General features: G+C 69.6%; 26 protein-coding genes. 14 read left to right on the top strand and 12 right to left on the bottom strand.

The features are described 5' to 3' along the window. Positions 1-80: 80 nt before the first annotated feature. The 3 genes from ACWDOP_RS29300 to ACWDOP_RS29290 are packed head-to-tail and all read right to left on the bottom strand — an operon-like array spanning position 81 to position 1,663. Positions 81-995, bottom strand: coding sequence for a 2-hydroxyacid dehydrogenase (locus ACWDOP_RS29300; RefSeq protein ID WP_456347614.1), 915 nt, complete (start codon positions 993-995; stop codon positions 81-83). A 50-nt stretch (positions 996-1,045) separates the two neighbouring features. Beyond that, positions 1,046-1,201 carry a hypothetical protein gene (locus ACWDOP_RS29295; RefSeq protein WP_454200365.1) on the bottom strand — a complete coding sequence of 52 codons (156 nt, stop codon included), beginning with the start codon at positions 1,199-1,201 and terminating at the stop codon, positions 1,046-1,048. Between the two features lie 9 nt (positions 1,202-1,210). Then, positions 1,211-1,663, bottom strand: a complete 453-nt coding sequence (locus ACWDOP_RS29290; protein ID WP_456347613.1) for a hypothetical protein — start codon at positions 1,661-1,663, stop codon at positions 1,211-1,213. A 167-nt stretch (positions 1,664-1,830) separates the two neighbouring features. On the opposite strand from ACWDOP_RS29290, the gene ACWDOP_RS29285 reads away from it, so the two are divergent. Further along, positions 1,831-2,565 carry an HAD family hydrolase gene (locus ACWDOP_RS29285; protein ID WP_456347612.1) on the top strand — a complete coding sequence of 245 codons (735 nt, stop codon included), beginning with the start codon at positions 1,831-1,833 and terminating at the stop codon, positions 2,563-2,565. A 71-nt stretch (positions 2,566-2,636) separates the two neighbouring features. Beyond that, positions 2,637-4,625: an NAD-dependent DNA ligase LigA gene (gene ligA / locus ACWDOP_RS29280; RefSeq protein WP_456347611.1), complete on the top strand. Its 1,989-nt coding sequence runs from the start codon at positions 2,637-2,639 to the stop codon at positions 4,623-4,625. Between the two features lie 73 nt (positions 4,626-4,698). On the opposite strand, the gene ACWDOP_RS29275 is transcribed toward ligA, so the two are convergent. After that, positions 4,699-5,496 (bottom strand): SDR family NAD(P)-dependent oxidoreductase, encoded by a 798-nt coding sequence (locus ACWDOP_RS29275; protein ID WP_456347610.1) that lies wholly within the window; start codon positions 5,494-5,496, stop codon positions 4,699-4,701. Between the two features lie 301 nt (positions 5,497-5,797). Next, a complete protein-coding gene (locus tag ACWDOP_RS29270) occupies positions 5,798-6,700 on the bottom strand; it encodes an aminoglycoside phosphotransferase family protein (RefSeq protein ID WP_456347609.1) in 903 nt (300 codons plus the stop codon). Between the two features lie 137 nt (positions 6,701-6,837). Between ACWDOP_RS29270 and ACWDOP_RS29265 the strand changes: the two genes are divergently transcribed. From ACWDOP_RS29265 to ACWDOP_RS29245, 5 genes are all read left to right on the top strand, one after another. After that, positions 6,838-7,026, top strand: a complete 189-nt coding sequence (locus ACWDOP_RS29265) for a hypothetical protein (protein ID WP_454200374.1) — start codon at positions 6,838-6,840, stop codon at positions 7,024-7,026. 104 nt (positions 7,027-7,130) lie between these two features. Further along, a complete protein-coding gene (gene ligD / locus ACWDOP_RS29260; RefSeq protein ID WP_456347608.1) occupies positions 7,131-8,126 on the top strand; it encodes a non-homologous end-joining DNA ligase in 996 nt (331 codons plus the stop codon). 73 nt (positions 8,127-8,199) lie between these two features. Next, positions 8,200-8,619, top strand: a complete 420-nt coding sequence (locus ACWDOP_RS29255; RefSeq protein ID WP_456347607.1) for a pyridoxamine 5'-phosphate oxidase family protein — start codon at positions 8,200-8,202, stop codon at positions 8,617-8,619. Positions 8,620-8,771: 152 nt separating this feature from the next. Further along, positions 8,772-10,175, top strand: a complete 1,404-nt coding sequence (locus ACWDOP_RS29250) for an amino acid permease (protein WP_456347606.1) — start codon at positions 8,772-8,774, stop codon at positions 10,173-10,175. 163 nt (positions 10,176-10,338) lie between these two features. Continuing rightward, positions 10,339-11,712: a hydroxysqualene dehydroxylase gene (locus tag ACWDOP_RS29245; protein WP_456347605.1), complete on the top strand. Its 1,374-nt coding sequence runs from the start codon at positions 10,339-10,341 to the stop codon at positions 11,710-11,712. Positions 11,713-11,752: 40 nt separating this feature from the next. Here ACWDOP_RS29245 and ACWDOP_RS29240 read toward each other — a convergent pair whose 3' ends face one another. Continuing rightward, positions 11,753-12,349: a TetR/AcrR family transcriptional regulator gene (locus ACWDOP_RS29240; protein WP_456347604.1), complete on the bottom strand. Its 597-nt coding sequence runs from the start codon at positions 12,347-12,349 to the stop codon at positions 11,753-11,755. Between the two features lie 140 nt (positions 12,350-12,489). Here ACWDOP_RS29240 and ACWDOP_RS29235 point away from each other — a divergent pair, with 140 nt between their 5' ends. Next, positions 12,490-13,500: an oxygenase MpaB family protein gene (locus ACWDOP_RS29235; protein ID WP_456347603.1), complete on the top strand. Its 1,011-nt coding sequence runs from the start codon at positions 12,490-12,492 to the stop codon at positions 13,498-13,500. Positions 13,501-13,503: 3 nt separating this feature from the next. Then, on the top strand, positions 13,504-14,856 hold the full coding sequence (locus ACWDOP_RS29230; protein WP_456347602.1) for an oxygenase MpaB family protein: 1,353 nt from the start codon (positions 13,504-13,506) through the stop codon (positions 14,854-14,856). An 8-nt stretch (positions 14,857-14,864) separates the two neighbouring features. Here the strand turns inward: ACWDOP_RS29230 and ACWDOP_RS29225 are convergent, their stop codons facing one another. The 3 genes from ACWDOP_RS29225 to ACWDOP_RS29215 form a co-directional block, all read right to left on the bottom strand. Then, positions 14,865-15,215, bottom strand: a complete 351-nt coding sequence (locus tag ACWDOP_RS29225; protein WP_456347601.1) for a hypothetical protein — start codon at positions 15,213-15,215, stop codon at positions 14,865-14,867. Positions 15,216-15,636: 421 nt separating this feature from the next. Then, positions 15,637-16,290 (bottom strand): LysE family translocator, encoded by a 654-nt coding sequence (locus tag ACWDOP_RS29220; protein ID WP_456347600.1) that lies wholly within the window; start codon positions 16,288-16,290, stop codon positions 15,637-15,639. Between the two features lie 282 nt (positions 16,291-16,572). Continuing rightward, complete coding sequence (locus ACWDOP_RS29215) at positions 16,573-17,343, bottom strand: SDR family oxidoreductase (RefSeq protein ID WP_456347599.1); 771 nt, start codon at positions 17,341-17,343, stop codon at positions 16,573-16,575. 58 nt (positions 17,344-17,401) lie between these two features. Between ACWDOP_RS29215 and ACWDOP_RS29210 the strand changes: the two genes are divergently transcribed. From ACWDOP_RS29210 to ACWDOP_RS29200, 3 genes are all read left to right on the top strand, one after another. After that, positions 17,402-17,761 carry a winged helix-turn-helix transcriptional regulator gene (locus ACWDOP_RS29210; protein ID WP_456347598.1) on the top strand — a complete coding sequence of 120 codons (360 nt, stop codon included), beginning with the start codon at positions 17,402-17,404 and terminating at the stop codon, positions 17,759-17,761. 2 nt (positions 17,762-17,763) lie between these two features. Continuing rightward, positions 17,764-18,471: a polysaccharide deacetylase family protein gene (locus ACWDOP_RS29205; RefSeq protein WP_456347597.1), complete on the top strand. Its 708-nt coding sequence runs from the start codon at positions 17,764-17,766 to the stop codon at positions 18,469-18,471. Positions 18,472-18,558: 87 nt separating this feature from the next. Continuing rightward, on the top strand, positions 18,559-19,371 hold the full coding sequence (locus ACWDOP_RS29200) for a GntR family transcriptional regulator (RefSeq protein WP_456347596.1): 813 nt from the start codon (positions 18,559-18,561) through the stop codon (positions 19,369-19,371). A 108-nt stretch (positions 19,372-19,479) separates the two neighbouring features. Here ACWDOP_RS29200 and ACWDOP_RS29195 read toward each other — a convergent pair whose 3' ends face one another. The 3 genes from ACWDOP_RS29195 to ACWDOP_RS29185 all read right to left on the bottom strand — a co-directional run bounded on the left by ACWDOP_RS29195 (position 19,480) and on the right by ACWDOP_RS29185 (position 21,064). Next, a complete protein-coding gene (locus ACWDOP_RS29195) occupies positions 19,480-19,776 on the bottom strand; it encodes a hypothetical protein (protein ID WP_354989620.1) in 297 nt (98 codons plus the stop codon). 186 nt (positions 19,777-19,962) lie between these two features. Further along, positions 19,963-20,139 (bottom strand): hypothetical protein, encoded by a 177-nt coding sequence (locus ACWDOP_RS29190; RefSeq protein WP_454200388.1) that lies wholly within the window; start codon positions 20,137-20,139, stop codon positions 19,963-19,965. Positions 20,140-20,269: 130 nt separating this feature from the next. Then, on the bottom strand, positions 20,270-21,064 hold the full coding sequence (locus tag ACWDOP_RS29185) for an SAM-dependent methyltransferase (RefSeq protein WP_456347595.1): 795 nt from the start codon (positions 21,062-21,064) through the stop codon (positions 20,270-20,272). A 346-nt stretch (positions 21,065-21,410) separates the two neighbouring features. On the opposite strand from ACWDOP_RS29185, the gene ACWDOP_RS29180 reads away from it, so the two are divergent. Both ACWDOP_RS29180 and ACWDOP_RS29175 read left to right on the top strand, forming a co-directional pair. Further along, complete coding sequence (locus ACWDOP_RS29180; protein WP_454200390.1) at positions 21,411-21,641, top strand: DUF397 domain-containing protein; 231 nt, start codon at positions 21,411-21,413, stop codon at positions 21,639-21,641. 85 nt (positions 21,642-21,726) lie between these two features. Then, positions 21,727-22,611 carry a helix-turn-helix domain-containing protein gene (locus tag ACWDOP_RS29175; protein WP_456347594.1) on the top strand — a complete coding sequence of 295 codons (885 nt, stop codon included), beginning with the start codon at positions 21,727-21,729 and terminating at the stop codon, positions 22,609-22,611. Positions 22,612-22,803 lie beyond the last annotated feature (192 nt).

The following is a 22,803-nucleotide window of genomic DNA, read 5'->3' as shown; positions in this document are numbered from 1 at the left end:
TCGGCGGCGCAGCGGGGGTTGGGGTGGGGGCCGCGACCGCAGGGTTGAGCTGGGGGATTCGGCGCGGTCGGCGGGCCGGATCAGTACTCGCCGCGGACCAGGTTGCGGGGTTCCTCGCCCGCCACGTAGCGCGCGATCTCCTCGGTGGCGATCGCCCAACCGCGTTCCCGGCTGCCGCGGCTGCTGCCGCCCACGTGGGGGGTGAGCAGCAGGCCCGGGGCGTCCCAGAGCGGATGGCCCGGGGGCAGGGGCTCGGGGTCGGTGACGTCGAGAATCGCGCGCAGGCGGCCGGTCCGGAGCTCGGCGAGCAGATCGTCGGTGCGGACCACCGGGCCGCGCGCGGCGTTCACCAGGATCGCCCCGTCGGCCATGCGGGACAGGAAGGCCGCGTCCACCAGGCCGACCGTCCGGCTCGTCACCGGAACCATGAGCACCACGGCGTCGAAATCGCCCAGCAGCGAAGGCAATTCGTCGACCCCGTGCACGCCGTCGCGCGCCGTCGTGCCGACCAGCGTGACCGTGGCGCCGAACGGGGCGAGCATGCGCCCGAGCTCCTCGGCGAGATTGCCCGCGCCGACGATCAGGACGCGTTTGCCGTGCAGGGTGTCGGTCTGGTGCTGGGTCCAGCGATGCTCGCGCTGTGCCGCCGCGAAGCCGGTGAACTCGCGGTACACGGTGAGCAGTCCGGTCATGACCCATTCGGCGGTGCTGGCTCCGTGCGCGCCGCGCGCGATCGAGATGCGCACGCCCTCCGGCACTTTCCCGACCCAGGATTCCGCGCCCGCGGTGAGCAGCTGCACCAGGCGCAGTCCGGGCAGCGCGTGCACGATGGCCGCGGCCTCGGGACCCACCAGGAAACCGGGAACCAGAACCTCGGTCTTCTCGGCGCCCTCGGGCAGCGGCTCGCCGGGCGTGAACCGCAGCGCGTGCACCCCGTCCACGCGCGAGAGCGCCGCGAGGCCGTAATCATCCGGAACAAGCACCGTCACCGTCATGGGTGCGACGCTAGCGGATGGGCCCCGCGGCGCTCTGTCACAGCCGAACGTCAGTAATACCAGCGCCGCCCGCCGACCGGCCGACCGGCCGAGCCGAGCGCCCACAGGACGACGCCCGCGATCAGCAGAATGATGCCGATGGTGGTCAGCAGCGAGAAGCCGAGCAGCCAACCGGCGATGAGCAGAACAAGACCTAAAATAACCATGATCATTTCCTATTTCGAGAGCGAATCCGCCGTGCCGGAGCCCACCGGTTTGGAGCTCTGGGTGCGGTTCAGGAACTTGTTGAACGACCAGGTCGGTTCCTGAGCGGGTGCGGCCGACGCGGGCTTGGCCGCGGGTTTCGGCGTCGCAGGCGGTACGGGCTTGCTGAGTTCGGTTCGCGCCGCGGCCATTTCGCGACGTGACTGTCTCAGCTCCCGGCGGGCGACGGCGCCGCGCCGCGAGGTGGTCCACAGCCCCGCGAGCATCATGATGAGCCCGCAGGTGCCCACGGCGCCGATGAGGATGCCGTAGGCGAACAGCAGCCCCGCCGAGCCGCCGTACGCGTGGTCGAATACGGTGAAACCATTGGGAAGCATATGGTTTTCGCCGCTGTTGGCCTGGATGCCGGCGACTCCGATGGCCACCGCGCCGAGGAGGGCGATGAGCCCGATGATGGTGAACATGGTGCTGCAATTCCCGCTGCTCGAGGCATCAAACCTGGGCATCGGAGCGTTGTTCGCGGCGCGCCGCCGCCCGCACCCGCCGCTGCGGGCGTAGGAATTCTGCGGCAGCGTGGATGAGCGGGCCGGGTCCGGGCACGGGACGCCGTGCTGATCTGATGGCGGGCATCATGCCGAATCCACAGCAGGGGATCGACCGGCCGGGATCTCCCGCGGCCCCCATCGCCGCGGTCGTCTTCGATTGGCGCGGCACACTCGTCACCGAACTGGACGCGCGCGGCTGGGTGCGGGAGGCGCTGCGCCGGGTGCGTGCCGCGGCTGCGGACGCGGTGATCGACGCGGCCGACATCGACGCGGTCCTGCGCAGAATTCACACCCCCGAACTGCGTGCCCGCCTGCAGGCCCCGGACGGCAACATCGGTGAAAAGCGGCACCGCGAAACCTATTTCGGCGTGTTCGCGGCTGCCGGTCTCGACGACGATCTATCCCGGGCACTCTGGGATGTCGACTCGGATCCCTCGTACAACGTCTTCGCATCCGATGCCGCCGATACCGTCGGCGCGGTGCTCGACAGCGGCCTCCCGGTCGGTGTCCTGAGCAATATCCACTTCGACATCAGGCCGCTCTTCCGCGAACCGCCGTTCGACCGGATCGAGGAGCGGGCATTCGTACTGTCCTGCGAGGTCGGCATGCAGAAGCCCGACCCGGCGATCTTCCGGGAGATGCTCGCCCGCCTCGGCACTCCCGCGGCGCGGACGCTGATGGTCGGCGACCGGGAGAACCGGGACGGCGTCGCCCGGCGGGTCGGCATGCCGACCCTGATCGTCGAGCCGCTGACCGACCCGGGCACCCGGCAACTCGGCCGGGTCACCGCGGCCGTTGCCGGCGCGGGCCGCCCCCACTGACGCGGATACCCGCGCCCATCGATACCGGTCGGTTCACCCGCCTGTCAGTGCTTATGGGTAGCGTCCCGTGCGTGGACATTGGGGAAAACATCCGAGAGCTCGCGCACCGCATCGTGGAGCTGCGCGAGGCCTACTATCAGGGCGCGCCGCTGGTCGCGGACGCCGAGTACGACGCCGTCGAGGACGAGCTGCGCGCGCTGATCGAGGCCAACCCTGAACTCGCGCCCGACCCGAACCCGCTGGAGCAGGTCGGCGCGCCCGGGGTGCTGCACGCCCCGATCCGGCATTCGCGGCCCATGCTCTCGCTGGAGAAGGCCACCAAGCCCGAACAGGTCGCGGCGTTCCTGGACCGCTTCCCGGGCCAGTCGGTCGTCGTCATGCCCAAGCTGGACGGTCTGTCGCTGGCGCTGGTCTACGAGGAGGGGCGACTGCAGTACGCGGCGACCCGCGGCGACGGCACCACCGGCGACGACGTGACCCCGCTGGTGCGCGCCTTGGTCGACGGCGTGCCCGACCGCATCGACACCCCGGGGCGGGTGGAGGTCCGCGGTGAGGCGGTCATGCTGCGCTCGACCTTCCTCGCCTACAACACCGCGCACCCGGACAAGCCGCTGATCAACCCGCGCAACGCCGCGGCGGGCACGCTGCGCGCCAAGGACCCGGCCACGGTCGCCGAGCGACGCCTGCAGTTCTTCGGCTTCGACCTCGACACCGACGAGGACACCGCCGTCGATCTGGAGGAGGGCCTGCGCACCCTCGGCATCGCGGGCGCGCGGATGCGGCACTGCGACGACGCCGAGCAGGCGCAGGCCGCGATCGGCGTCATCGAAACCGATCGCAACGACCTGGACTACGACCTCGACGGCGCGGTGCTGCGCCTGGCGGATCGAGATGCCTACGCGGCCGCCGGAACCCGCTCCAACTCCCCGCGCGGGGCCCTGGCGTTCAAGTTCGCCGCCGAGGAGAAGACCACCCTGCTGCGCGAGGTCATCTGGGACGTCGGCAAGACCGGCAAGATCGTCCCCGTGGCCTGGCTCGAGCCGGTCTTCGTGGGCGGCACTACCGTCACCAAGGCCACCCTGGCCAACCAGGAGGTGATCCGCGCCCGCGACATCAAGGTCGGCGACACGGTCCTGGTGCGCCGCGCGGGCGACGTGATCCCGTTCGTGGCGGGCGTTCTCGACGCCGCCAAGCGCACCGGCGAGGAGATCGACATCCTCGCCCCGACCGTCTGCCCGTCCTGCGCGCAGCCGGTCACCGAACAGGGCAACAGCCGGGAACTGTTCTGCACCAACGCCTCCTGCCCCGCCCAGTCGGTGCGCAGGCTCATCCACTGGGCCTCGCGCGCGGCGGCGGACATCGACGCCATCGGGCAGGTGTGGATCGAGCGGCTGGCCGAGGCAGGAATCCTGGAGAACCCCTCGGACTTCTACACCCTCACCAAGGATCAGCTCCTCGAATTCGATCGCGTCGGTGAGGTTTCCGCGCAGCGCATGATCGACTCGATCGACGCCAGCCGGCAGGTCGGCCTGCGCCGCGCCCTGATCGGCCTGTCGATTCCCATGGCGTCGGAGGGCACCGCGGCCCGCCTGGCCCGCGCGGGCTTCGGTTCGCTGGAGGAGGTCGCCGACGCGGGCGAGGAGCGCCTGGTCGAGGTCGAGGACATCGGCGCCAAGGTCGCCGCCTCGCTGACCTCGCACCTGGCCCGGCTGCGCCCGGAGCTCGAGCGCCTGCGCGAATACGGTGTCTCCCTGGACGTTCGCGCCGAGGACCTGCCCCCGGTCGTGGCCGCGGGCGCCCCGCTGGCGGGTAAGACCGTCGTCATCACCGGCGCGCTGGCCGATCCCCGCTCGGGGGAGAAGGTGGCCCGCCCGACCTTCCAGCGCCTGTGCGAGAAGGCCGGCGCCACCGCCGCGTCGTCGGTCTCGGCCAACACCGACATGCTGATCACCGGCGCGGGCGTCGGCGAAAGCAAACTCACCAAGGCCGAGAAGCTCGGTGTGCGGGTGGTGGATCAGGCCGAGATCTGGACCCTGCTCATCGACGCGAAGGTCGTCTAGCCGATCGCGGAATCCGTTCGCCGCCTGTATCGATCGGCCGCGAACGGATCCCCGTGCGTGAGTTCCCTCGAGGTCACCGGCCGCCGTAGGTCGAGCGCATGGAGCGTCCCATGATGCCGATGGCGGTCCGGCGGGGGAGCAGCCTCGTCAGCAGCGTGCCGCTGAATTTGTTGAGCCGTCCCGGAATCACCGACGGGCGCTTGCCGAGCGCGTTCAGGCCCGCGGCCACCACCGGGCCCACCGGCATGACGTCGGGGGTGGAGCGGTTGTCGCGGGGGTTGTCCTTGCGATACCCCGGGGTCTCGGTCGCGCCGGGGATGACGGCGGTGATGTCCACGCCCTTGGATCGCCATTCCTCCCACAGGGTTTCGGCCAGGTGCAGGGTGAGGGCCTTGGTGCTCGCGTAGGACGCGTACATCGGGGTGCCGAGCAACCCGGACATGGAGCTGAGCAGGATGACGCCGCCGCGTCCGCGCTCGAGCATCGGCGCGGCGTAGCGGTGCACGACCCGGTACATGCCGGTGACGTTGACGTCCAGCACCTTCAGATGACTCTCCAGCGGCGTATCGAGCCATTCTCCGCAGATCGACAGCCCCGCGTTGTACACGACCAGCCCGATCTCGGTGCCCGCCGCGCACAGCTCGATCCGGTCCAGGGTCTCCGGCGCCGTGATGTCGCCCGCGACGGTCTGCGCCCGAATCCCATGCGCGGCTTCGAGTTCCTTGGCCAGCGCGGCGAGTTCGTCGTCCTCGAGCGACACCAGGATCAAATCCACGCCCTGCGCGGCGAGTTGGCGGCTGAACTCGGCCCCCAATCCGATGGCCGCGCCCACCACCAGCGCGCAGGGTCCGTACTTGTCCGCGAAGCTCATGTCGTGTTCCTCACCGGGACGCGTGTCGGCGCGCCCATCCTCATGTCGTTGCCCAACACAATGACAGCCCGCGGCAGCGGCCGCGCCACGGGCCGGTCGGCGGCCCCCGTCGGCACCGCCCTCGACACCGCGCGACCGACCACGAATGCCGTTGATGTTCAGTGCATATCGGCGTTCTACGCCGCTCCCGGTGGCGCTGAGTCGACCGGCGTCCACTCGCTGTATCGACCGCCGTGCGTGCGCTGTGTCGATCGGTGTTCGTGCGGCCGTTCAACGGGCATGTCCGCACCGACCACGGCGATCAGGTCAGCGCCTCCGCCAGCCTGTCCGTGGCCTCGACCAGCCAGTCGGGATCGCCGTGCGCCCTGCCCCACAGCGCCTCACGAACCGCCCCGGCCTGCGTCCACCGCCGGGTGCGGTCGAAGTCGAGTTCGGCCGCGTCGCAATAGATGTGCAGCAGCCGCCGCACCCGCGACCGCAGCTCCGCGCTGTGCAGCAGTTCCAGGTATCGCGGGCTGCGAATCACGTTGAGCGCGTCGATGGCCGGGTCGCCCGTGTGTCCCTTGGGATCCACGACCAGCCAGGGTTCGCGGTCGGCGGCGAGGATGTTGGCGTCGTGCAGATCGCCGTGCACCAGCGTCGCGGGCTGGTCCGGGCCGAGCTCGCGCAGCGTGGCCAGCGCCGGAGCGTAGACCGCGTCCGGCAGCGGATGGCCGAAAGCCGCTGCGTTCGAGATCATCTCGCGCTCCCAGCGCAGGGCCGCGTCGGCCAGGGCCGGCAGCCCGGGCGGCGCCGGAACCGCCAGCCGGCGCGTGAGCGCGCCCTGGATCCGCAGCGCGCGTTCGTGATCGGTGACGGTGGCCAGCGTCCGCGAACTCGCCCGCTTGAGCAGCATGGCGAAACGGTCGTCGTCGCGGCGGAACAGCCGCGTGGCCCCGCGCCCGTCCCAGACCTGGAAGGCATCGGGTTCGTTGACGTTGCCCGGATGGGGGAACGAGACCTTCAGGACCGCCGGGGGCAGGTCCGGGTGCCGCACCGGGACGATGACCCCGACGTGACCGTGCAGGGGCGCTCCCACCGGGGTGCACGACCAGCGGTCCAGCAGTTCGTCGAGCAGGCCCGGCAGCGCCGCGATCCACGCGCGGCCGGTCGCGCCCTCCCGCTCCACGGTGAGCCGGTCGAAAGCCGCCGGAATCGCGATCATGGCTCGACCCTAGACGGACGCGGCGAGAACGGCTGTGGCGCAGCGGAGATGCGCCGGTTGTCGCCGGCACACGTTTGACTCGCGCCGATCCGGCTACTGCGGAGGTGTCAGTGGAATCCGTCGAAAGGGTGGCCGTCATGGGCTACAGGTTCGAATTGCCGCATTTCGCCAGCGAGGCCAATCTCGCCGAGCAGGCCCTGCGCGGCATGGATTCGGTGACCGCGGTCAGCACCGACGCCGCGTCCGAGACGCTGGACGTCACGTCCTCGCTCAGCTACGGCGAGGTCCTGGACGTGCTGCGCCGGCAGGGCATCTCCGCCAAGTAGGGGGTCCGCCGGTCCCGGGGTAACAACCGGGACCGGCCCCGGCGAGCCGCCGCGACCCGCCCGCGATCCGGAGGCAAACTCCCGGGCATGTTCTCCATGTCCGATTGCCGGCGCGGGTAGCGGCCGCCGTGGTCTGGCCGCTCGCGCACGTCCCCGCGCCCATGCTGGCGACCGCCGGTCGTCCGCCGAACGGCCCGGACTGGGCGGTGGAGATGAAATGGGACGGAGTCCGCATCATCGCGGTGCGCCGGGACGGTGAGTGCGCGCTCTACAGCCGGGCGGGCAACGCGGTGGGATCGTCGTATCCCGAGGTGGTGGCGGCGTTGAAAGCCGTGCCGGGCAACGGAACCCTCGTGCTGGACGGTGAGATCGTCGCCCCCGAACGCGACGGCGCGCCGTCCTTCGGCCTGCTGCAGCGGCGCATGCACGTGGAGCGTCCCGGCGAGCAGCTGCTGGCCGAGGTACCCGTGCGCTTCTTCGTCTTCGACGTCCTGGCGATCGGCGATTTGGACACCACGGGCGAGACCTATCTGGACCGCCGGGCGCGGCTCGCCGAACTGGAACTGCCCGCCCCGCTGTCCGCGCCGCCGCACTGGGTCGGCATGGACGCCAGGAAGTTGCTTTACGCCGCCGAAGAGCATCGGCTGGAAGGAATCGTGTCCAAACGCGTCGATTCCGTCTATCTTCCGGGGCGGCGCTCGCCCGCCTGGATCAAAACGCCCCTGCGGAACAACACCGAGGTGGTGGTCGCGGGCTGGACGCCGGGCACCGGCGCGATGCAATCGACCTTCGGCTCGCTGGTGCTCGGCGCGCACGACGAGAACGGGCGATTGGTCTTTCTCGGCAATGTCGGTACCGGTTTCACCCAGGCGGCGCGGCGCGCCATTCGCGACACGCTCGATCAGATCGCGGTCCCGGCAAGCCCTTTCGAGCAGTCACCGCCCGAGGCGGCGGCCGGCGGCTGGCACTGGGTCGAGACGATCCTGGTGGGGGACGTGCAGTACCGCGAATTCCGGGGCGGGCGACTGCGCATGCCGAGCTGGAAGGGCCTGCGCACCGACAAGGTTCCGGCCCAGGTCGACGTGCCCCCGGTGCGCTGAGTCTTGCAGTACGAACCGTGCGTTGTCGCAACATAATTGGCATAAATCGGAAGTTTCGGCCACAATCGGAGGGATGGTCGGCGATGGTGAACGAAAGCTGCGCGAGCTCTCGGCTGCCGATTCACTGAAACGCTTGGCCGGTGCGCAGTACGGCCGAATATGCCTCTCCCGCCGCGGTGTTCCGATCATTCGGCCCGTGAACCACATTGTCGAGCTGGACGCTATCGTGGTGCGCGCGCACCTGGGCGCCGGTCTGCTGCAGGGTGACGGGCAGGTGGTCGCCTACGAGGCGGACGACTTCGACGAGCAGACCCGCAGCGGCTGGAGCGTCATCGTCACCGGGGTGGCCCGGGTGGTCACCGACCGAGAACAGGTGCGGCGCTATGTGACCCTGCTCGATCCGTGGGTCAACATGCCGACCGATCACGTCATCCGGATCGAGACCGAGGTGGTCACCGGCCTGGAGCTGGTCGAGGTGGATACCGACCGGTAACTCTGGTCTGGGCGCGCCGGTCGCCTCCGGTAATCTGACACGCCTTGGACCGAGCTCGGCAACCCGTCGGCAAGCTCGGCGCGGTCCCCGGCGTCCCGCGCGCACGACGGCGAGGCTCGGTGCGGCCGCACGCACGTGTGGAAGGAACGTTCTTGACAGCCTCGAACAGCACGGAAAGACCGGCGGCCGAGCCCGGCTCGGCCACCACCGACGAGGGGTATGCGCGCGGCCTCTCGCCCCGCACCATCCAGATGATCGCGATCGGCGGCGCCATCGGCACCGGCCTGTTCTACGGTGCGGGCGGAGCGATCGAACAGGCGGGACCGGCGCTCATCCTCGCCTACCTGGCGGCCGGCCTGGCCATCTTCGTGATCATGCGGGCTCTCGGGGAACTGCTGACCTATCGCCCGGTCGCGGGCAGCTTCGCCGAATACGCCAACGAGTTCCTCGGCCGCTTCGCCGGCTACGCCACCGGGTGGACCTACTGGGCGGTCTGGGTCGCGACCTGCATGGCCGAGATCACCGTGGCCGGCAAGTACGTGCAGTACTGGTTCGACATTCCGCAGTGGGTGACCGCGCTCGTGGTCCTGGGCATCATGTTCCTGGCGAATCTGGTCTCGGTGCGCCTGTTCGGCGAGGGCGAGTTCTGGTTCTCGACCATCAAGGTCACCGCCATCGTGGCCATGATTCTCATCGGCATCGGCGTGCTGGTGTTCCACTTCGGGAACGCGAGCAACCCGACGGTCACCAACCTGTGGAACGACGGCGGCGTGTTCCCGAACGGCTTCGGCCAGGCGCTGCTGGTGCTGCAGATCGTGCTGTTCGCCTACGTGGGCGTGGAGCTGGTCGGCGTCACCGCCGGCGAGGCCCGCGACCCCAAGCGGACCCTGCGCAAGGCCATCAATACCCTGCCGTTCCGCATCGGCCTGTTCTACATCGGCGCGCTCATCGTCATCATGTCGGTCTCGAGCTGGCGAACCTTCCACTCCGGGCGCAGTCCCTTCGTGGAGGTGTTCGAGCAGATCGGCATTCCCGGCGCGGCCGCCATCATCAACTTCGTACTGCTCACCGCGGCGCTCTCGTCCTGCAACTCCGGCATCTACTCCACCGGGCGCATGCTGCGCAGCCTCGCCCAGCGCGAGGAGGCCCCGGCCCGGCTCGGCACGCTCAGCTCGCGGTCGGTGCCCGCGGCGGGCATCGCGCTGTCGGCGGCGGTCATGGTGATCGGCGTCGGGGTGAACTACTTCTCGCCGGACAAGGCGTTCGCGTACATCACCTCGGTGTCCACGATCGGCATCATCTTCGTCTGGGGCATGATCCTGATCTGCCACTTCCTGTACCGCGCCCGGGTGCGGCGGGGGCTGCTGCCCGCGAGCGACTACCGCCTGCCGGGCGCGCCGGTCACCACCGCGCTGGCACTGGCGTTCCTGGTCCTGGTGGTGGTGCTGCTGTTCTTCACCGAGGCGGGCCGGACCGCGATCATCGTCGGTGCGGTGTGGGGCGCGCTGGTGTGCGCGGCGTATCCACTGCTCGCGCGCCGGCACGCCGAGACCTAGGCCCGGCCCGTGCGCGGCGGTCACCCGGACGGGTGGCCGCCGCCGTCGTCTTCCCGTGCGGCCCGGGATTCCCGCGCGACCCAGTATGTTTCGCCGAATTCTCGGACGGCCGCGCGGTCGCGGGGCTACGTTGCCCTGGTAGGTTCTGCCTCCGGGAGCGCGCATGAACGATCAGCGACGGTACGTGGTGATCGGGGGCGGGCTCGCGGGCCTGGCCTCCGCCGTCTGGCTGGCCGAGGCCGGCAAACAGGTGACACTGCTGGAGCGGCGGGGCAGGCTGGGCGGGCGCACCCACGCGCTGGAAGTCTCTCAGCTGCACGATGTTCCGGACAACGGCCAGCACGTCATCGCCAGCGGATACGACCACTTGTTCCGCTACCTGAGCAGCATCGGCACTCGCGACCACGTGGCGTTCCCGCACCGGGGTGTCCTGCGCTGGCCCGGTGGGCGCACCACGATCATGGGCACCAAGGGATTTCACGCGCTGCGCTCGCTACTGGGCGCGCACCCCGACGCCTCGGCCGCCGATCGGGCCCGCGCCGCGATCGCCACCGCGCGCCTGGGCTGGCAATGCCTGAACCAGCCCGCCGATCTCGCCGAACTCACCACCGACCAGTGGTTCCGGCGGGTCGGCATGCCCGCGACCGCCCGCGAGGCCCTCTGGGATTGGCTGGCCCTGGGCATCGCGGCCGAACCCGTCCGGCAGGAATCGGCCAAGGTGTTCGCCGATGTGCTCGCGACCGGAATTCGCCTGGGCGTCAAGCATCGGCGGCCGGTCAGCATCGGCTATACGACCACCGATCTGGACACTCTTTTCGTCACCGGCGCGCAACGCCTCTTCGAGCGCACCGGCGTACAGGTGCGCTACCGGGCGGTGGCCCGGCGCATCCTGGTGCGCGACGGCGCCGTGACCGGTGTCCTCCTGGCCGACGGCGACACCGTGCCCGCCGACGCCGTCGTCTGCGCCGTGCCCAACTCCACCCTCGGCGGGCTGCTGGACGAGCTGCCCGAGCACGACGAGATCTACGCCGCCGCCGACAAATTGGGATTCACCCCGATCGTGAGCACCAATCTGTACTTGGACCGGCCGCTGGGCACCGAGGGTGCGATGGAGGCGCTCATCGGCGGCGCGGAGGTCGTCGATCAGGTCTTCGACCGCCAGCGCATGCACGGCCGGGACACCGCGAACGGCTGGCTGTACTGCCTGACCACGAGCGGGGCCTACGCGCAGATCCACAAACCCAGCCACGAGGTGGTGGACGAGCAGATGGCGCTGCTGCGCCGCTACTACCCGGCCGCCGCGGACGCGAAAGTCCTGCACGCGCAAGTGGTTCCGATGCCCCGCGCCACGTTCTCGCAGGTGGTGGGAACCGACGGGCTCCGGCCCGCGCAGCGCACCTCGGTGCCCACCCTGGTGCTGGCGGGCGATTGGACCCGCACCGACTGGTCCGCGACCATGGAGAGCGCGGCCCAGAGCGCGGCCCGCGCGGTGGACCTGCTGCTGGCGCTGCCCGATCCCGTGTCCGCCGGGCGGTGACACGCCCCGGCCACATCACGAATCCGCCGGGCGCTCCGGCCTACTCGCGTCCGGCTCGCGGTCGATCCGCGCCCGGCGCCGGCTCGTGGAAGTAGTTGAGTATCAGGCGGGTGATGTCGGCCAGGAAGCGCTCGCGGGGGATCGGCGGGGCGTCGAGAATGTACCGGATCGTGAGGTGCTCCACCGTGCGCACGAGCATCCAGGCGGTGGCGTCGAAGTCGACGGACCGGGGGATGGCGCGTGACCGCATGGTCAGCGCGAGGCGGGCGAGTTCGCCGATCTGCTGTTCGAACGCGAGCACGGTCGCGCCCCCGGACAGGCGCGGGGTCTGCTCGACCACCGCGCGCAGCAGTTCGCGATCGGTGCCGAGCGCGTCTAGCAGTTCGGAAATGGTCTCCGGCACAGCGATCTCCGGCCTGCCGGTCAGATTCGCCATGACCCGCGCCCGGACGCGATCGGCAACCGCGCCGGTGTACCGCTCGATGACCGCGGCGACCACCGCGTCCTTGTTCGGGAAGTACTGATAGAGCGAACCCGGGCTGATGCCCGCGGTCTCGGCGATGCGATTGGTCGAGGCCCCGTCGTATCCGTGGGCGATGAGCACCCGCTCGGCGGCGTCGACGATGCGCGCGACCATGGCCCGGGAGCGGTCCTGTCGCGGCGATCTGCGCTGGCCGGCAGGGGTTTTCGGAAGCTGTCGTCTCGGTGGCATGTCTTTTCCGTCGCGGTTCGGAACGCGAATTGAACGCGAGTAAATATTCGTGTCAGCCTGTGGCCATGGTGACATATGCCGCCGCGGACAGCGAGCGAGAACCGATCGCCCTCGGCCCGGAATCGTTGACCTGGAAGATCTTCGGATCGCTCTATTACGCCCCGACCGGGTTCTTCATGGGCATGGTGCAGAACATGCATCCCGGGCTGGGCGCGGGCGTGGAGTTCCACTCCGAGATCGCGAGCGAACCGTATCAGCGGGTGCTGCGCTCGGCGTACCCGATCGTCGGGGTCGTGTTCGACGGTCCGCGGGCGCGCGAGACCGCGCGGGAGATCGTCGGGTACCACCGCGCCATCAAGGGCGTCGACGCCCGGGGCCGCCGGTATCACGCGCTCGATCCCGCGACCTTCTACTGGGCGCACGCGGTGTTCTTCGTGCAGACCCTGCGCGCGGCCGAGCTCTTCATGGGCGGGCTCGGTGGCGCACAGCGCGAACAACTCTGGCGTGAGCATTACCGGTGGTACGAGCACTACGGCATGAGCATGCGGGTGGTGCCGCCGAGTTGGCCGGAGTTCCAGCGCTATTGGCGGGACATGTGCCGGGACACCCTGGAACCGACCCGGGCCGCGCGGGATGTGTTCGACCTCATCGGCGCCGCACCGGTGCCGCCGTTCCCGGTGCTGCGGCACCTGCCGGATCCGCTGTGGGAGCGCGTGATTCGTCCACCGGGCGCGCGCCTGGTGCGGTTCGTGACGATCGGCCTGTGCGATCCGGCGATCCGCCGGACCATGGGATTCGGCTGGACCGCCCGCGATCAGTGGGTCTTCGATCGGCTGTGCCGGCTCCTGTCCGCCATGCACCGCGTGACCCCGGACGCGGTGAACTACTCCTTCCCGCGGATCCGGGCCGCGCGCCGCCGCGTCGCCGGGAAACGCCCCGCCACCCTGGGCCCGCCGCAGGCGCCGGAAATGCTCTGGCCCGCACCGGAGAACCGAGGCGATCCCAAGCACTACTGTCCCGTCCACGCCCCGGGCGGCGACGCGATCACCGCATTCCGTCAGCTGACAGGATTCTGAACGATGGTGCCGCACAGCGACTCCCCGCCCGTGACCGGAGCGCACCCCTACGACTACTACTACCGGCCGGGCCTGCCCCTGCGGCCCGCGCCGCCCCGGGCCGTGCCGTCCGACCTGTGGTTCGCACCGCGCCGGGCCATGCTGTCGCCGTGGCTCGATGTCCGGCTCGAACCCGCCGACACCCCGCGCACCCGGCTCATGGCCGATCACCTGTGGCAGGGCGACGAACCGATGGACGCGCTCGTCGCCGCATTCCGCCGCGTGGGTACCGCCGCCGGCCGACGGCAGCTCGATCAGGCCCTGGCACACGGGATCGACAGCGTCGACGACCCGGCGCCGGAACTGGTGCGCGTGATCGCCCGGCTCGACGACCCGCCCGCGTGGTTCGACCCCGATCGCTGGGAACGCGGGCGCCGGCGCTGGATCAACGTCTCCACCGCCGGGAAGATGGCGATGGGCGTGCAGGATTTCATGGGTACCTTCGTCGGCGCGGAGGTCGCCTCGGCCGTCGGGGCCACCGGTCGGTTCGTGAACGACACCTACCGGCGCAATCTCGAATCCGCGGTCTGGTTCGGCAGCGTCACCGCGCCGGGCGCGCTCGAACGCCGGAATCCGATCCTGCACGACACCGTCCGGGTGCGCCTCATGCACGCGCAGGTCCGCGCCATGCTCCGGCGCCGGTGGGGCGACGCGCATTTCGCCGGGCACGGGAGCCCCATCTCGAACGCCACCACCATGGGTGCGGCCGTCACCTTCGGGCTCACCCCGATCTGCTTCGATCACGTGCACGGACGCCGCTGCACGACAGGAGAACTCGACGACGTCATGCACTACTGGGCGTACATCGCCCACGTGTTCGGCGTCGCGGAGGAGCTGATCCCGCGTTCGGCCGCCGAGGGACTGGAGATGGTGGACTACATGGTCGCGACCGCCGGTGTCGCGCCGGACTGGACCGCGAGGATGGCGGGCGCGGCTACTCGGCGCCTGGCCGGTACTACCCCCGCCGCGCGCCTGCGCCGCCTGAGCACCGCGCCGGTGCTCGGGGCCTTCGCCTTCTACAGCAGCGAACCGCTGGTGCGAACGCTGCTGGCGGACACGCCGTTACGCGATGTGCCGGTCCGGCCCTGGTCGGCCCTGACCGCCACCGCCGCGACCACGGCGGTTCGCCTGCGCGCCCTCGACGACCGGCTCCCCGGCGCTCGCGCCCGCGCCGGCCGCCGCGCCGCCGGGTACGACCCGTTCTGGCAGCGCAATATTCGCCTCGCCCGCTTCCTGGCCGCCCGCGCCGGAATTCGCGGCACCCCGTTCGACCACCACGACGCCTCGGCGAGCGATCCGGTCCGCTGCCCGACATGAGCGGCCGCTCAGCGTGCCGATCCCGCGATGGTCAGGTAGGCGGTCATCAGAACGAACAGGAACCACCCGGCCCCCTGCCAGATGGGCCAGGTTCGCCCCGCAGCCCACTCCCTGATGGTGATCACGAAAGCCCCGATACCTCCGGCCAGCAGCACCCCGCCCGGCACCAGTCCCACGATGACCCGCGAGGTCGTGTCACACAGCATCGTGTCGGCGTCGAGGCACTGGTTCCGCGCCGCCGCCCACACCAGCACGATCACGGCCGACACCGCCGCGACGATCAGCACCCCGAGCACGTACCGGCCGGCCCTGCGCAGCGCCCCCGGGTCGTTCCATTTCTTCTCCACGTCGTTGACCACGCCCCACACCTCCTCGCCAGGTAGTTGCCAGCGCTCCCCCTCCCAAACATAGCCCCGGCCGGACGGTGCGGGAACGCCGTCGCGCGGCCGCCCGGTCACGGCCGGGACCGGTTCGAATGTCTCGCGTGCCGACCGAGCAGCACGTGCCGGAGCGACCAGCCGGATGACGCGGCGGTTCCCAGCCCGCCGGGCGCGCATGGTCGACCACGCGCTCGGGATCGCACCGAAAGCCACGCCCCTGGGCAACTGTGCGCAGGATCGTGCCGCGGATAGCGGAAGGACAGGTCGGCTGTGCAAGCACGACCGGCCTCCGCCGCAATGAGACCGTGCTGCTGGGCCCGGTGCACCGCCCGACGCGGTCGCCGAGTTCCCTCTGATGTGACCGGGCCTGCGGCGATCCGTGCGAACCGGCCCGGTTCGGTCAGCGGGCCTCGGCCGCGAGACCGATGCCCAGGCCGACGAGTACCGCGGCCAGGGTGCGCTCCACCCGTTGGCGAATGCCGGTGCGGCGCAGCCAGTTTCCGGCGCGGTCGGCGGCCAGCACCACGCCCACGCACCACGAAGTGTCGATGACCAGCTGGATCACCGCGAGGATGATCACCGTCGGCAGCACCGGACCCTCGTCGGGGAGGAACTGCGGCAGGATCGTCAGGCCGAACACCGCCGCCTTCGGGTTGGCGGCGATCGAGATCAACGAGGCCCGGAAGGCCGCCCCGGGCGTGCGCCCGCCGGGCAGCGCCGCGGTCAGCGCCGCACCGAAGACATCGTCCCCGTCGCCCCTACCCCGGGCGCCGCGCCAGGCCTGCACGCCGAGCCAGATCAGCACCACCGCGCCCAGGATGTGCACCGCCTGGTTCATGACCCGGTTGGCCACCAGCAGCGCCGACAACCCGAGCCCGCCCGCGAGGGTCCAGCTGAACATGCCGATCTCGTTGCCGACCACCGCCGCGAGCCCCGCCTTGCGCCCGTCCCGCACCGACCGCTGCAGGAACAGCGCGGTCGCCGGCCCCGGCAGCGCGGCCAGCATCAGACAGGCGAGCATGAAAGCAGGCAGAACCTCGACCCAGTGCGGCATCCCGAGATGCTCGCACGCCCACCGCCCCCGGGCCAACCCGTTTCCCCGCCCACCAGCACGAATGCCCTGTCCCACGCCGCTCGGCGGCAACGCCCCGCCAACCGGTCCGCGTCCGCGACGAGTCCGACATGGCATCCAGGCGGTCGGGCCGGGAGGATCGCTACGCCCCGCCTACGGCCGCCGATCTCGGTCCGAGCGCGACTGACGCTGGGTCGTGGGTGTGCGAGACCGGCTCGAGATCGACGCCGATCAGCCCGGTGCGGAGGGGCGCCGGGCGTTCGTTCACACCGCAGCGTGGTGGAAGTCCGCTCCGCCCACGTAGTGGGTGTGGCCGGTGGGGGTCGTGGCCACGGTCGCGTCGGCGACGGCGGTCGCGAACTCCTCGACGGTGGGCAGGGCGCCGTGGTCGCGGCGGGCGGTCACGGCGTCGGGATCGCGGCGTTCCAGGAGGCGGACGATGATCGTGCCGTCGATCATGTCGCCGGAGACGACGGTGAAACCCACTGCGCGCCGCTCGAATTCGGGGACCATCGCGCGCAGGGCGTCCTCGCCCGCGCGTTTGCTCGCCGCGATCGGCTCGTACCCCGCCGGGACGGGACGGGTGGGGGAGAAGTGGGCCTGATGGCTGGTGACGAAGACCAGGTGGCCGCCCGCGGGCAGGTGCGCCAGCGCGAGGGTGGCCAGGCGGGCCTGCGCGTCCCGGTTCAGCAGCATGGCGTAGCCGGGCGCGGCCTCGCGTTCGAGGCCGCCGGAGGCGTTGAGCACCAGCACGTCCAACCGGCCGAACTCCGCCACCACATTGTCGATGAGTGCGCGGGCACTGTCCGGGTCGGTGATGTCCGCGCCCGCCACCGACGCGCTGCCGCCCGCCGCCCGCGACTCCGCCACGAGGGTCTCCGCGCGCCTGCGCTTCTCGCGGTAGTTGACGACCACGTGATCGCCGCGCGCCGCCAGCACCCGGGCGGTCTCCGCGCCGATTCCCCGCGACGCGCCCGTGACCAGCACGATCCGTCGCCCGCCCGGCGCGCCCGCCGCATTCCCCGTCGATTCCACGCACTGACCTCCGGCCCCGATGATTGCTTCTGATTTAGAACCAATATGGTGGTTCGAAATGAGAAGCGCAAGCCACCCCGCCTCGTCCAACAGCCGCGCCGAGTCCGCGGACGGCCCCGTGCTCGCCGCCATGGACCTGCTCGGTCAGCGGTGGATGTTGCGCGTGATCTGGGAACTCGAGCCGGGCCCGCTCGGCTTCCTGGAGTTGCGCCGGCGCATGGGAAATTGCTCGTCGAGCATGCTCTCGGTCCGCATGCAGCGCCTGCAGGAAGCCGGTGTGGTAGCCAAGAAGCCGGACAAGTCGTATGAATTGACCACCGCGGGAATCGAACTCGGGCTGGCGCTCGAGGCGCTGTGGAAGTGGTCGGACCGCTGGGGCGCGAACCTGGCGCGGGTGGACGCGGAGTTGGACGGGTAGCGATGACGAAACGCAGGCTGCTGATCGGCGCGGCCCTGACCGGGGTCGTGGCGCTGGTGGTGGCCGCCGGGCTGTACGTGCTGATGAACTCACGCGGCTTCCAGCTCGCCGGCCGGATCGTCCCGCGCGTGGACACCGAGCGCAAGGTGGTCGCGCTGACCCTGGACGACGGTCCCACCGAGTACACGCCCGAGATCCTGAAAGCCCTTGCCGACGCCGGAATTCCGGCGACCTTCTATCTCGTCGGCCGGGACCTGGCGGCCAACCCCGACCAGGGCGCGGCCATCGCCCGGGCGGGCCACGAGATCGGCAACCACACCTACACCCACCGCCGCATGATCCTGGTCGGCGCCGATACCGTGCGCGAGGAGATCGAGCGCACCGACGCCGAGATCGCGAAGACCGGCTACCGCGGCGTCGTCACGGTCCGCCCGCCCTACGGCAAGAAGCTCATCGGGCTGCCGCGCTATCTCTCGGACCACGACCGGACCACCGTCATGTGGGACGTGGAACCCGATTCCGGTAAGCATCCCACCACCGCGGACATCGTGTCCGAGACCGTGTCCCAGGTGCGCCCGGGCTCGATCATCCTGCTGCACGGCATGTACGAATCCGGCGCTGCCTCGCGCGCGGCCATCGGCCCGATCGCCGCGGAACTGCGCTCGCGAGGCTATGAATTTGTGACCATCGCACAGTTGCTCGCCGAATAGATCACGTGAATTCCCAGACTTGTGCAGTTGTCCGAATAAACACCTACACTGTCTGGGACGTGTACTGAGCTCTGGAGAGGTGACACGATGGGAGACCGGACGGTCGTCGCTGACGTCGCCGACGAACTGGCGCGGCGGGTCGCAGCGGGAGAGTACGCCCCCGGTGGTCTGATGCCGTCCGTTCGGCAGGTCGCCGACGAGTTCGATCTGAATCGTGCGACGGCGCAATTGATTCTGGGACGGCTGGAATCGTACGGATTCGTGGACGCCCATCGCGGTAAGGGTTTCGTCATCCGGGACGTGCGCGCCGAGGGCGGCGTGGACGTGTACCGGCGGTTGTTCCGGCTCTCGATGCCGAACCCCGAGATCGCCGCCGAGATGTTCGGCAACATCGTCGAGGAGGAGCGCGGCATCGCCCTGGAGGCGCTGCTCGCCTACACCGGCAGTGATCGAGCCATCGATCCGGCGGTCTTCAAGGCCGAGGTCGACGAGCTGGAAACCCTTGCGCGCGGCGCCGATCCGGACCCGTACCGGATGCTGCGCATCGAGCTCGGGCTGCTGCGGCGGCTGCTCACCGCGCTCGGGCACAACATGCAGCGCGCGGTGCTCAACTCCATCGGCGAGATGATTCTCGAGGTGCCCGAAGCGGTTCGGGCCTATTTCGCGGTCTCCCCGGACCTGCACGTGCTGGTGTGGCGCGCGCTCATCGCCGTCTGGGAATCCGAGGGCGGACCGAGCGAGGCGCAGCTCGCGCTGTTCGAGGACCTGTTCGGGCTGTACCACCAGAAGGTGGTGGCCCGATTCGAGGAAATGGTCGGTGCCCTGGACGAATCCGCGGATGCCGCGGGTGCGGGCGTCACCGGCATCGGCGCCGAGCCCGCGCACGCCGCCACGGCCTGATCCGGGGTACGGCCCGGTTCGCCGGGCTTGTCTGAGACGACGGCGCCGGCGCGCCAGCACCGTGGTCGAGGGCCCGGCCGGGGGATCGGCCGGGCCGCACGCGCGGCGCTATTGCCCGATAACGGCATTCATGATGGTGCCCGCACTGGTGGCGATCACGCCGCCCACGAGCGCCCCCGCGATCTGCTTGGGTGACTGCAGCGCGCCGCCGCTCCATTTCTCCCAGGCGAAGCGGCCGCCGGCGTAGATGATGGCGATCGTGCCCGAGAGCAGGACGAACCAGGTGAAGTAGCGGACCAGGCGCAGCAGCTTGTCGGCGGCCGGCGGGGTTTCCGGGGTCGGATCGAAGACTTGGGCCAATGACGCTCCAGTGGCCAGCAAATCGTGGGCGGCAGTCAGAATCATCTCGGCGCTCTTCCACGTGACGGCAGTTCCCTATCCGGAGTACCCGCCTAATGCTGTGTCTTGCAAGGCGAGAACGCAAGGGTGGAACGGGAGCCGCTGCACCGCAGGGGCGCACGAAACCTGACTCGCGGGGGTGTGTACGCTCACCGGGGCGAGCGCGCCGAACCCCCGCGCGGGGACCGGGTTTCAGTCGACGTCGTTGTCCGCGGAGAGATACGCGATGGCGGCCAGATACTGCCGACAGGCGAAGTGCTGATCGTGCGCGTGCAATATGGTGCGGGCCCGGCGATAACTGAGGCCGCGCGGTTCTACGTCGCAATCGTCACCGGAGAGTTCGGTGCTGGGGGCGAGCATCTGTGTCATGGGATGCCTCTGGCCGAGGGTGGAATTGGTTAACCGAGTGTAGGGGCGTGAATCGTGCAGATGCAAGTGCATCTGCACGTTCGACACGACGTGTCGAGAGTCTTCCGTCCCATTCGGTGTTGTTGTGGCGTCAGGGTTTACGCGCCAGGCCCCCGTAGGCCGATATGTCCGGAGCGAACTCCGCCGCGGCCGGTTCGATGCCCCACCGGGAGATCGGGACGAAGCCGGGCGCGAGCAGTCGCAGCCCCTCGAACGCGGCCAGCAACTGTTCCTTGGGTCTCGGGATGTACGGCACGCCACCGGACTTGCCGTATTCCTGCCACAGCTTCACGTACGCGTCGCTGTCGGTGGTGCCGTCCCACAGCGCGAGGTAGCTGCCGGCCGGCAGCTGCGCCATGAGGGCGCCGACGATGCGCTCGAGGTCGCCCGCGCCGCGGGCGTGACCGAGCACCCCCATGAACATCACGGCGATCGGCTCGCCGAAATCCAGGACTTTTCGGGCATCCGCGACAATTTGGTCAGGTTCGTGGAAGTCATGCTCCGAGAAGGTGATAGCGCCCTCGGCCCCGCTGCTGAGCAGTGCCCGGCCGTGCGCGAGCACGAGCGGATCGTTGTCCACGTAGACCACCCTTGACCGCGGATTCATCTCCTGCGCGATCTCGTGGGTGTTCTGGGTAACCGGCAGTCCGCTGCCGATGTCGAGGAACTGGCGCACCCCCAGTTCGCCCGCGAGCGTACGCACGGCGCGAATCAGGAACTGCCGCGATTCCACCGCCATGGTGCGGATGTCGGGGTCGATGGCCAGGCTCGCGTCCCCGACCGTGCGATCGATCTCGTAGTTGTCCTTACCACCCAGCCAGTAGTTCCAGATCCGCGCGGAGTGCGGGACATCGGTGCGGATAGCCGGATGTTGTACGTCGGACATGGCGGCTCCTCGACAGGTGTGCTCAGCACGTTCGCTGGGGGATATGCCCAGTGACAGTACAAGATTCGCCAAGTGTTGACCTGAGGGTTGGCGCTATCCGCGCGGATGGTGAGTTACGGTACCGACCGGTATGTAACGCCGGGAAATCTTCGCAACTTCGCAGCGGCAAAACCGACACCAAGATCAATGCTGTTGTGTTGCAAAGGATCAGCCTGCGCAGAGCCATCGATGCGGGGCTACCTGCGTGCTATCGTTCGTCTTGCGGTTGCAACTGTAAGAACATTTGCTCGAACATTTGCACTTACTGGACCACCGCCTACGGGCGGTACCGGCATAGGAGTCTGAGATGACCGATACATCCGCAGCCCCGTTCGACCCGGCGGAACTGTCTTGGCGCAAGAGCACTTTCAGTAATCCGAGCGGTAACTGCGTGGAGCTGGCGCAGCTGTCGGACGGTGGAGTGGCCATGCGCAACTCGCGGGACCCCCACGGTTCGGTGCTCGTCTACACCCGCCCCGAGATCGAATGCTTCATCCTGGGCGCCAAGAGCGGAGAGTTCGACGATCTGGCGTTCTGAGCGGTAGCATTGGCAATCGGCGCGGTGGTTCGCGACGCTGCTGTTGTGTCCACTGCCGGCAATCCCGAGCATCGGAGTGGACCTCATGATCGCTGAACCCGTTCCCCACGGTCGGGTGAATTCCGCTGTCGCCGAACGCGGCCCGACCGCACTCCGTATTGCGGTGGGCGGGCAGCTACGGAAACTGAGGGAAGAGAACAAGATCACCCGGGAGGCCGCCGGTGAACACATCCGCGGCTCCCACGCCAAGATAAGTCGCCTGGAACTCGGGCGAACCGGATTCAAGGAGCGGGACATCCGGGATCTGCTGAGCCTCTACGGCGTCAGCGATCCCGGTGAGCTCGAACAGTTCTTGGATCTCGTACGCAAGGCGAACCAGCCGGGCTGGTGGCACCGCTACAGCGATTTGCTGCCGTCCTGGTTCGAGACCTACCTGGGTCTGGAACATGCCGCCAAGTCCATTCGGACGTACGAAGGCCAGCTCATTCCGGGCCTGCTGCAGACCGCCGATTACGCGCGCTCCGTCGTCGCTCTCGGGCACGACGAGGACGGCGAGCGACGCGTATCGCTGCGCAGGCACCGTCAGGAACTGCTGACGCGCGAAGGCGCGCCGACGTTCTGGGCGGTATTGGACGAGTCGGTGCTGCGGCGTCCGGTGGGCGGCCCCAGTGTCATGCGTGGGCAGCTCGAGTATCTCCACGAGATCTCGTTGCTGCCCAACGTGACGATTCAGGTCCTGCCGTACGCGGCGGGTGGCCATGCGGCGGCGGGCAGTTCGTTCACCATGCTGCGCTTCGCCGAGGCCGAACTGCCCGACATCGTGTATCTGGAGCAGCTGACGAGCGCGCTGTACCTGGATCGCCGGGAGGATCTCGAGCTCTACCGGCAGGTCATGGACCAGCTGAGTGTGCAGGCCGAGCCGCCGGAGCGTTCGCGCGAATTCCTGCGGGAGATCGCCGACTCGCTCTGAGTCTGATGGGCCCGTTCTGTGAACGGGCCTGTTGTGGTGCGCGAAAACGGCTGGCCGGCACGCGGATCGAGGTATCCTGCGGCGCTGTGAGGCCGGGGTAGACAGTGGAATAGCGGGTGAGCGTACGACGCGGCAACGGCGTCGGCGCAACTTCGTGGTGCGCGTATGCCCACCGGTGCACCGGGTGTACAC

It is taken from the genome of Nocardia sp. NPDC003693 (assembly GCF_053981095.1).
Note: the sequence above shows the minus strand (reverse complement) of the source record. Positions and strands in the feature narration are given on the sequence as shown.

What these genes read in the sequence shown, in the direction of transcription:
- ACWDOP_RS29300 (WP_456347614.1), bottom strand. Translation starts at nt 995, where the DNA reads ATGACGGTGACGGTGCTTGTTCCGGATGATTACGGCCTCGCGGCGCTC.
- ACWDOP_RS29295 (WP_454200365.1), bottom strand. Translation starts at nt 1,201, where the DNA reads ATGGTTATTTTAGGTCTTGTTCTGCTCATCGCCGGTTGGCTGCTCGGC.
- ACWDOP_RS29290 (WP_456347613.1), bottom strand. Translation starts at nt 1,663, where the DNA reads ATGTTCACCATCATCGGGCTCATCGCCCTCCTCGGCGCGGTGGCCATC.
- ACWDOP_RS29285 (WP_456347612.1), top strand. Translation starts at nt 1,831, where the DNA reads ATGCCGAATCCACAGCAGGGGATCGACCGGCCGGGATCTCCCGCGGCC.
- ACWDOP_RS29275 (WP_456347610.1), bottom strand. Translation starts at nt 5,496, where the DNA reads ATGAGCTTCGCGGACAAGTACGGACCCTGCGCGCTGGTGGTGGGCGCG.
- ACWDOP_RS29270 (WP_456347609.1), bottom strand. Translation starts at nt 6,700, where the DNA reads ATGATCGCGATTCCGGCGGCTTTCGACCGGCTCACCGTGGAGCGGGAG.
- ACWDOP_RS29265 (WP_454200374.1), top strand. Translation starts at nt 6,838, where the DNA reads ATGGGCTACAGGTTCGAATTGCCGCATTTCGCCAGCGAGGCCAATCTC.
- ACWDOP_RS29255 (WP_456347607.1), top strand. Translation starts at nt 8,200, where the DNA reads ATGGTCGGCGATGGTGAACGAAAGCTGCGCGAGCTCTCGGCTGCCGAT.
- ACWDOP_RS29245 (WP_456347605.1), top strand. Translation starts at nt 10,339, where the DNA reads ATGAACGATCAGCGACGGTACGTGGTGATCGGGGGCGGGCTCGCGGGC.
- ACWDOP_RS29240 (WP_456347604.1), bottom strand. Translation starts at nt 12,349, where the DNA reads ATGGTCGCGCGCATCGTCGACGCCGCCGAGCGGGTGCTCATCGCCCAC.
- ACWDOP_RS29235 (WP_456347603.1), top strand. Translation starts at nt 12,490, where the DNA reads ATGGTGACATATGCCGCCGCGGACAGCGAGCGAGAACCGATCGCCCTC.
- ACWDOP_RS29230 (WP_456347602.1), top strand. Translation starts at nt 13,504, where the DNA reads ATGGTGCCGCACAGCGACTCCCCGCCCGTGACCGGAGCGCACCCCTAC.
- ACWDOP_RS29220 (WP_456347600.1), bottom strand. Translation starts at nt 16,290, where the DNA reads ATGCCGCACTGGGTCGAGGTTCTGCCTGCTTTCATGCTCGCCTGTCTG.
- ACWDOP_RS29210 (WP_456347598.1), top strand. Translation starts at nt 17,402, where the DNA reads ATGAGAAGCGCAAGCCACCCCGCCTCGTCCAACAGCCGCGCCGAGTCC.
- ACWDOP_RS29205 (WP_456347597.1), top strand. Translation starts at nt 17,764, where the DNA reads ATGACGAAACGCAGGCTGCTGATCGGCGCGGCCCTGACCGGGGTCGTG.
- ACWDOP_RS29200 (WP_456347596.1), top strand. Translation starts at nt 18,559, where the DNA reads ATGGGAGACCGGACGGTCGTCGCTGACGTCGCCGACGAACTGGCGCGG.
- ACWDOP_RS29195 (WP_354989620.1), bottom strand. Translation starts at nt 19,776, where the DNA reads ATGATTCTGACTGCCGCCCACGATTTGCTGGCCACTGGAGCGTCATTG.
- ACWDOP_RS29190 (WP_454200388.1), bottom strand. Translation starts at nt 20,139, where the DNA reads ATGACACAGATGCTCGCCCCCAGCACCGAACTCTCCGGTGACGATTGC.
- ACWDOP_RS29185 (WP_456347595.1), bottom strand. Translation starts at nt 21,064, where the DNA reads ATGTCCGACGTACAACATCCGGCTATCCGCACCGATGTCCCGCACTCC.
- ACWDOP_RS29180 (WP_454200390.1), top strand. Translation starts at nt 21,411, where the DNA reads ATGACCGATACATCCGCAGCCCCGTTCGACCCGGCGGAACTGTCTTGG.
- ACWDOP_RS29175 (WP_456347594.1), top strand. Translation starts at nt 21,727, where the DNA reads ATGATCGCTGAACCCGTTCCCCACGGTCGGGTGAATTCCGCTGTCGCC.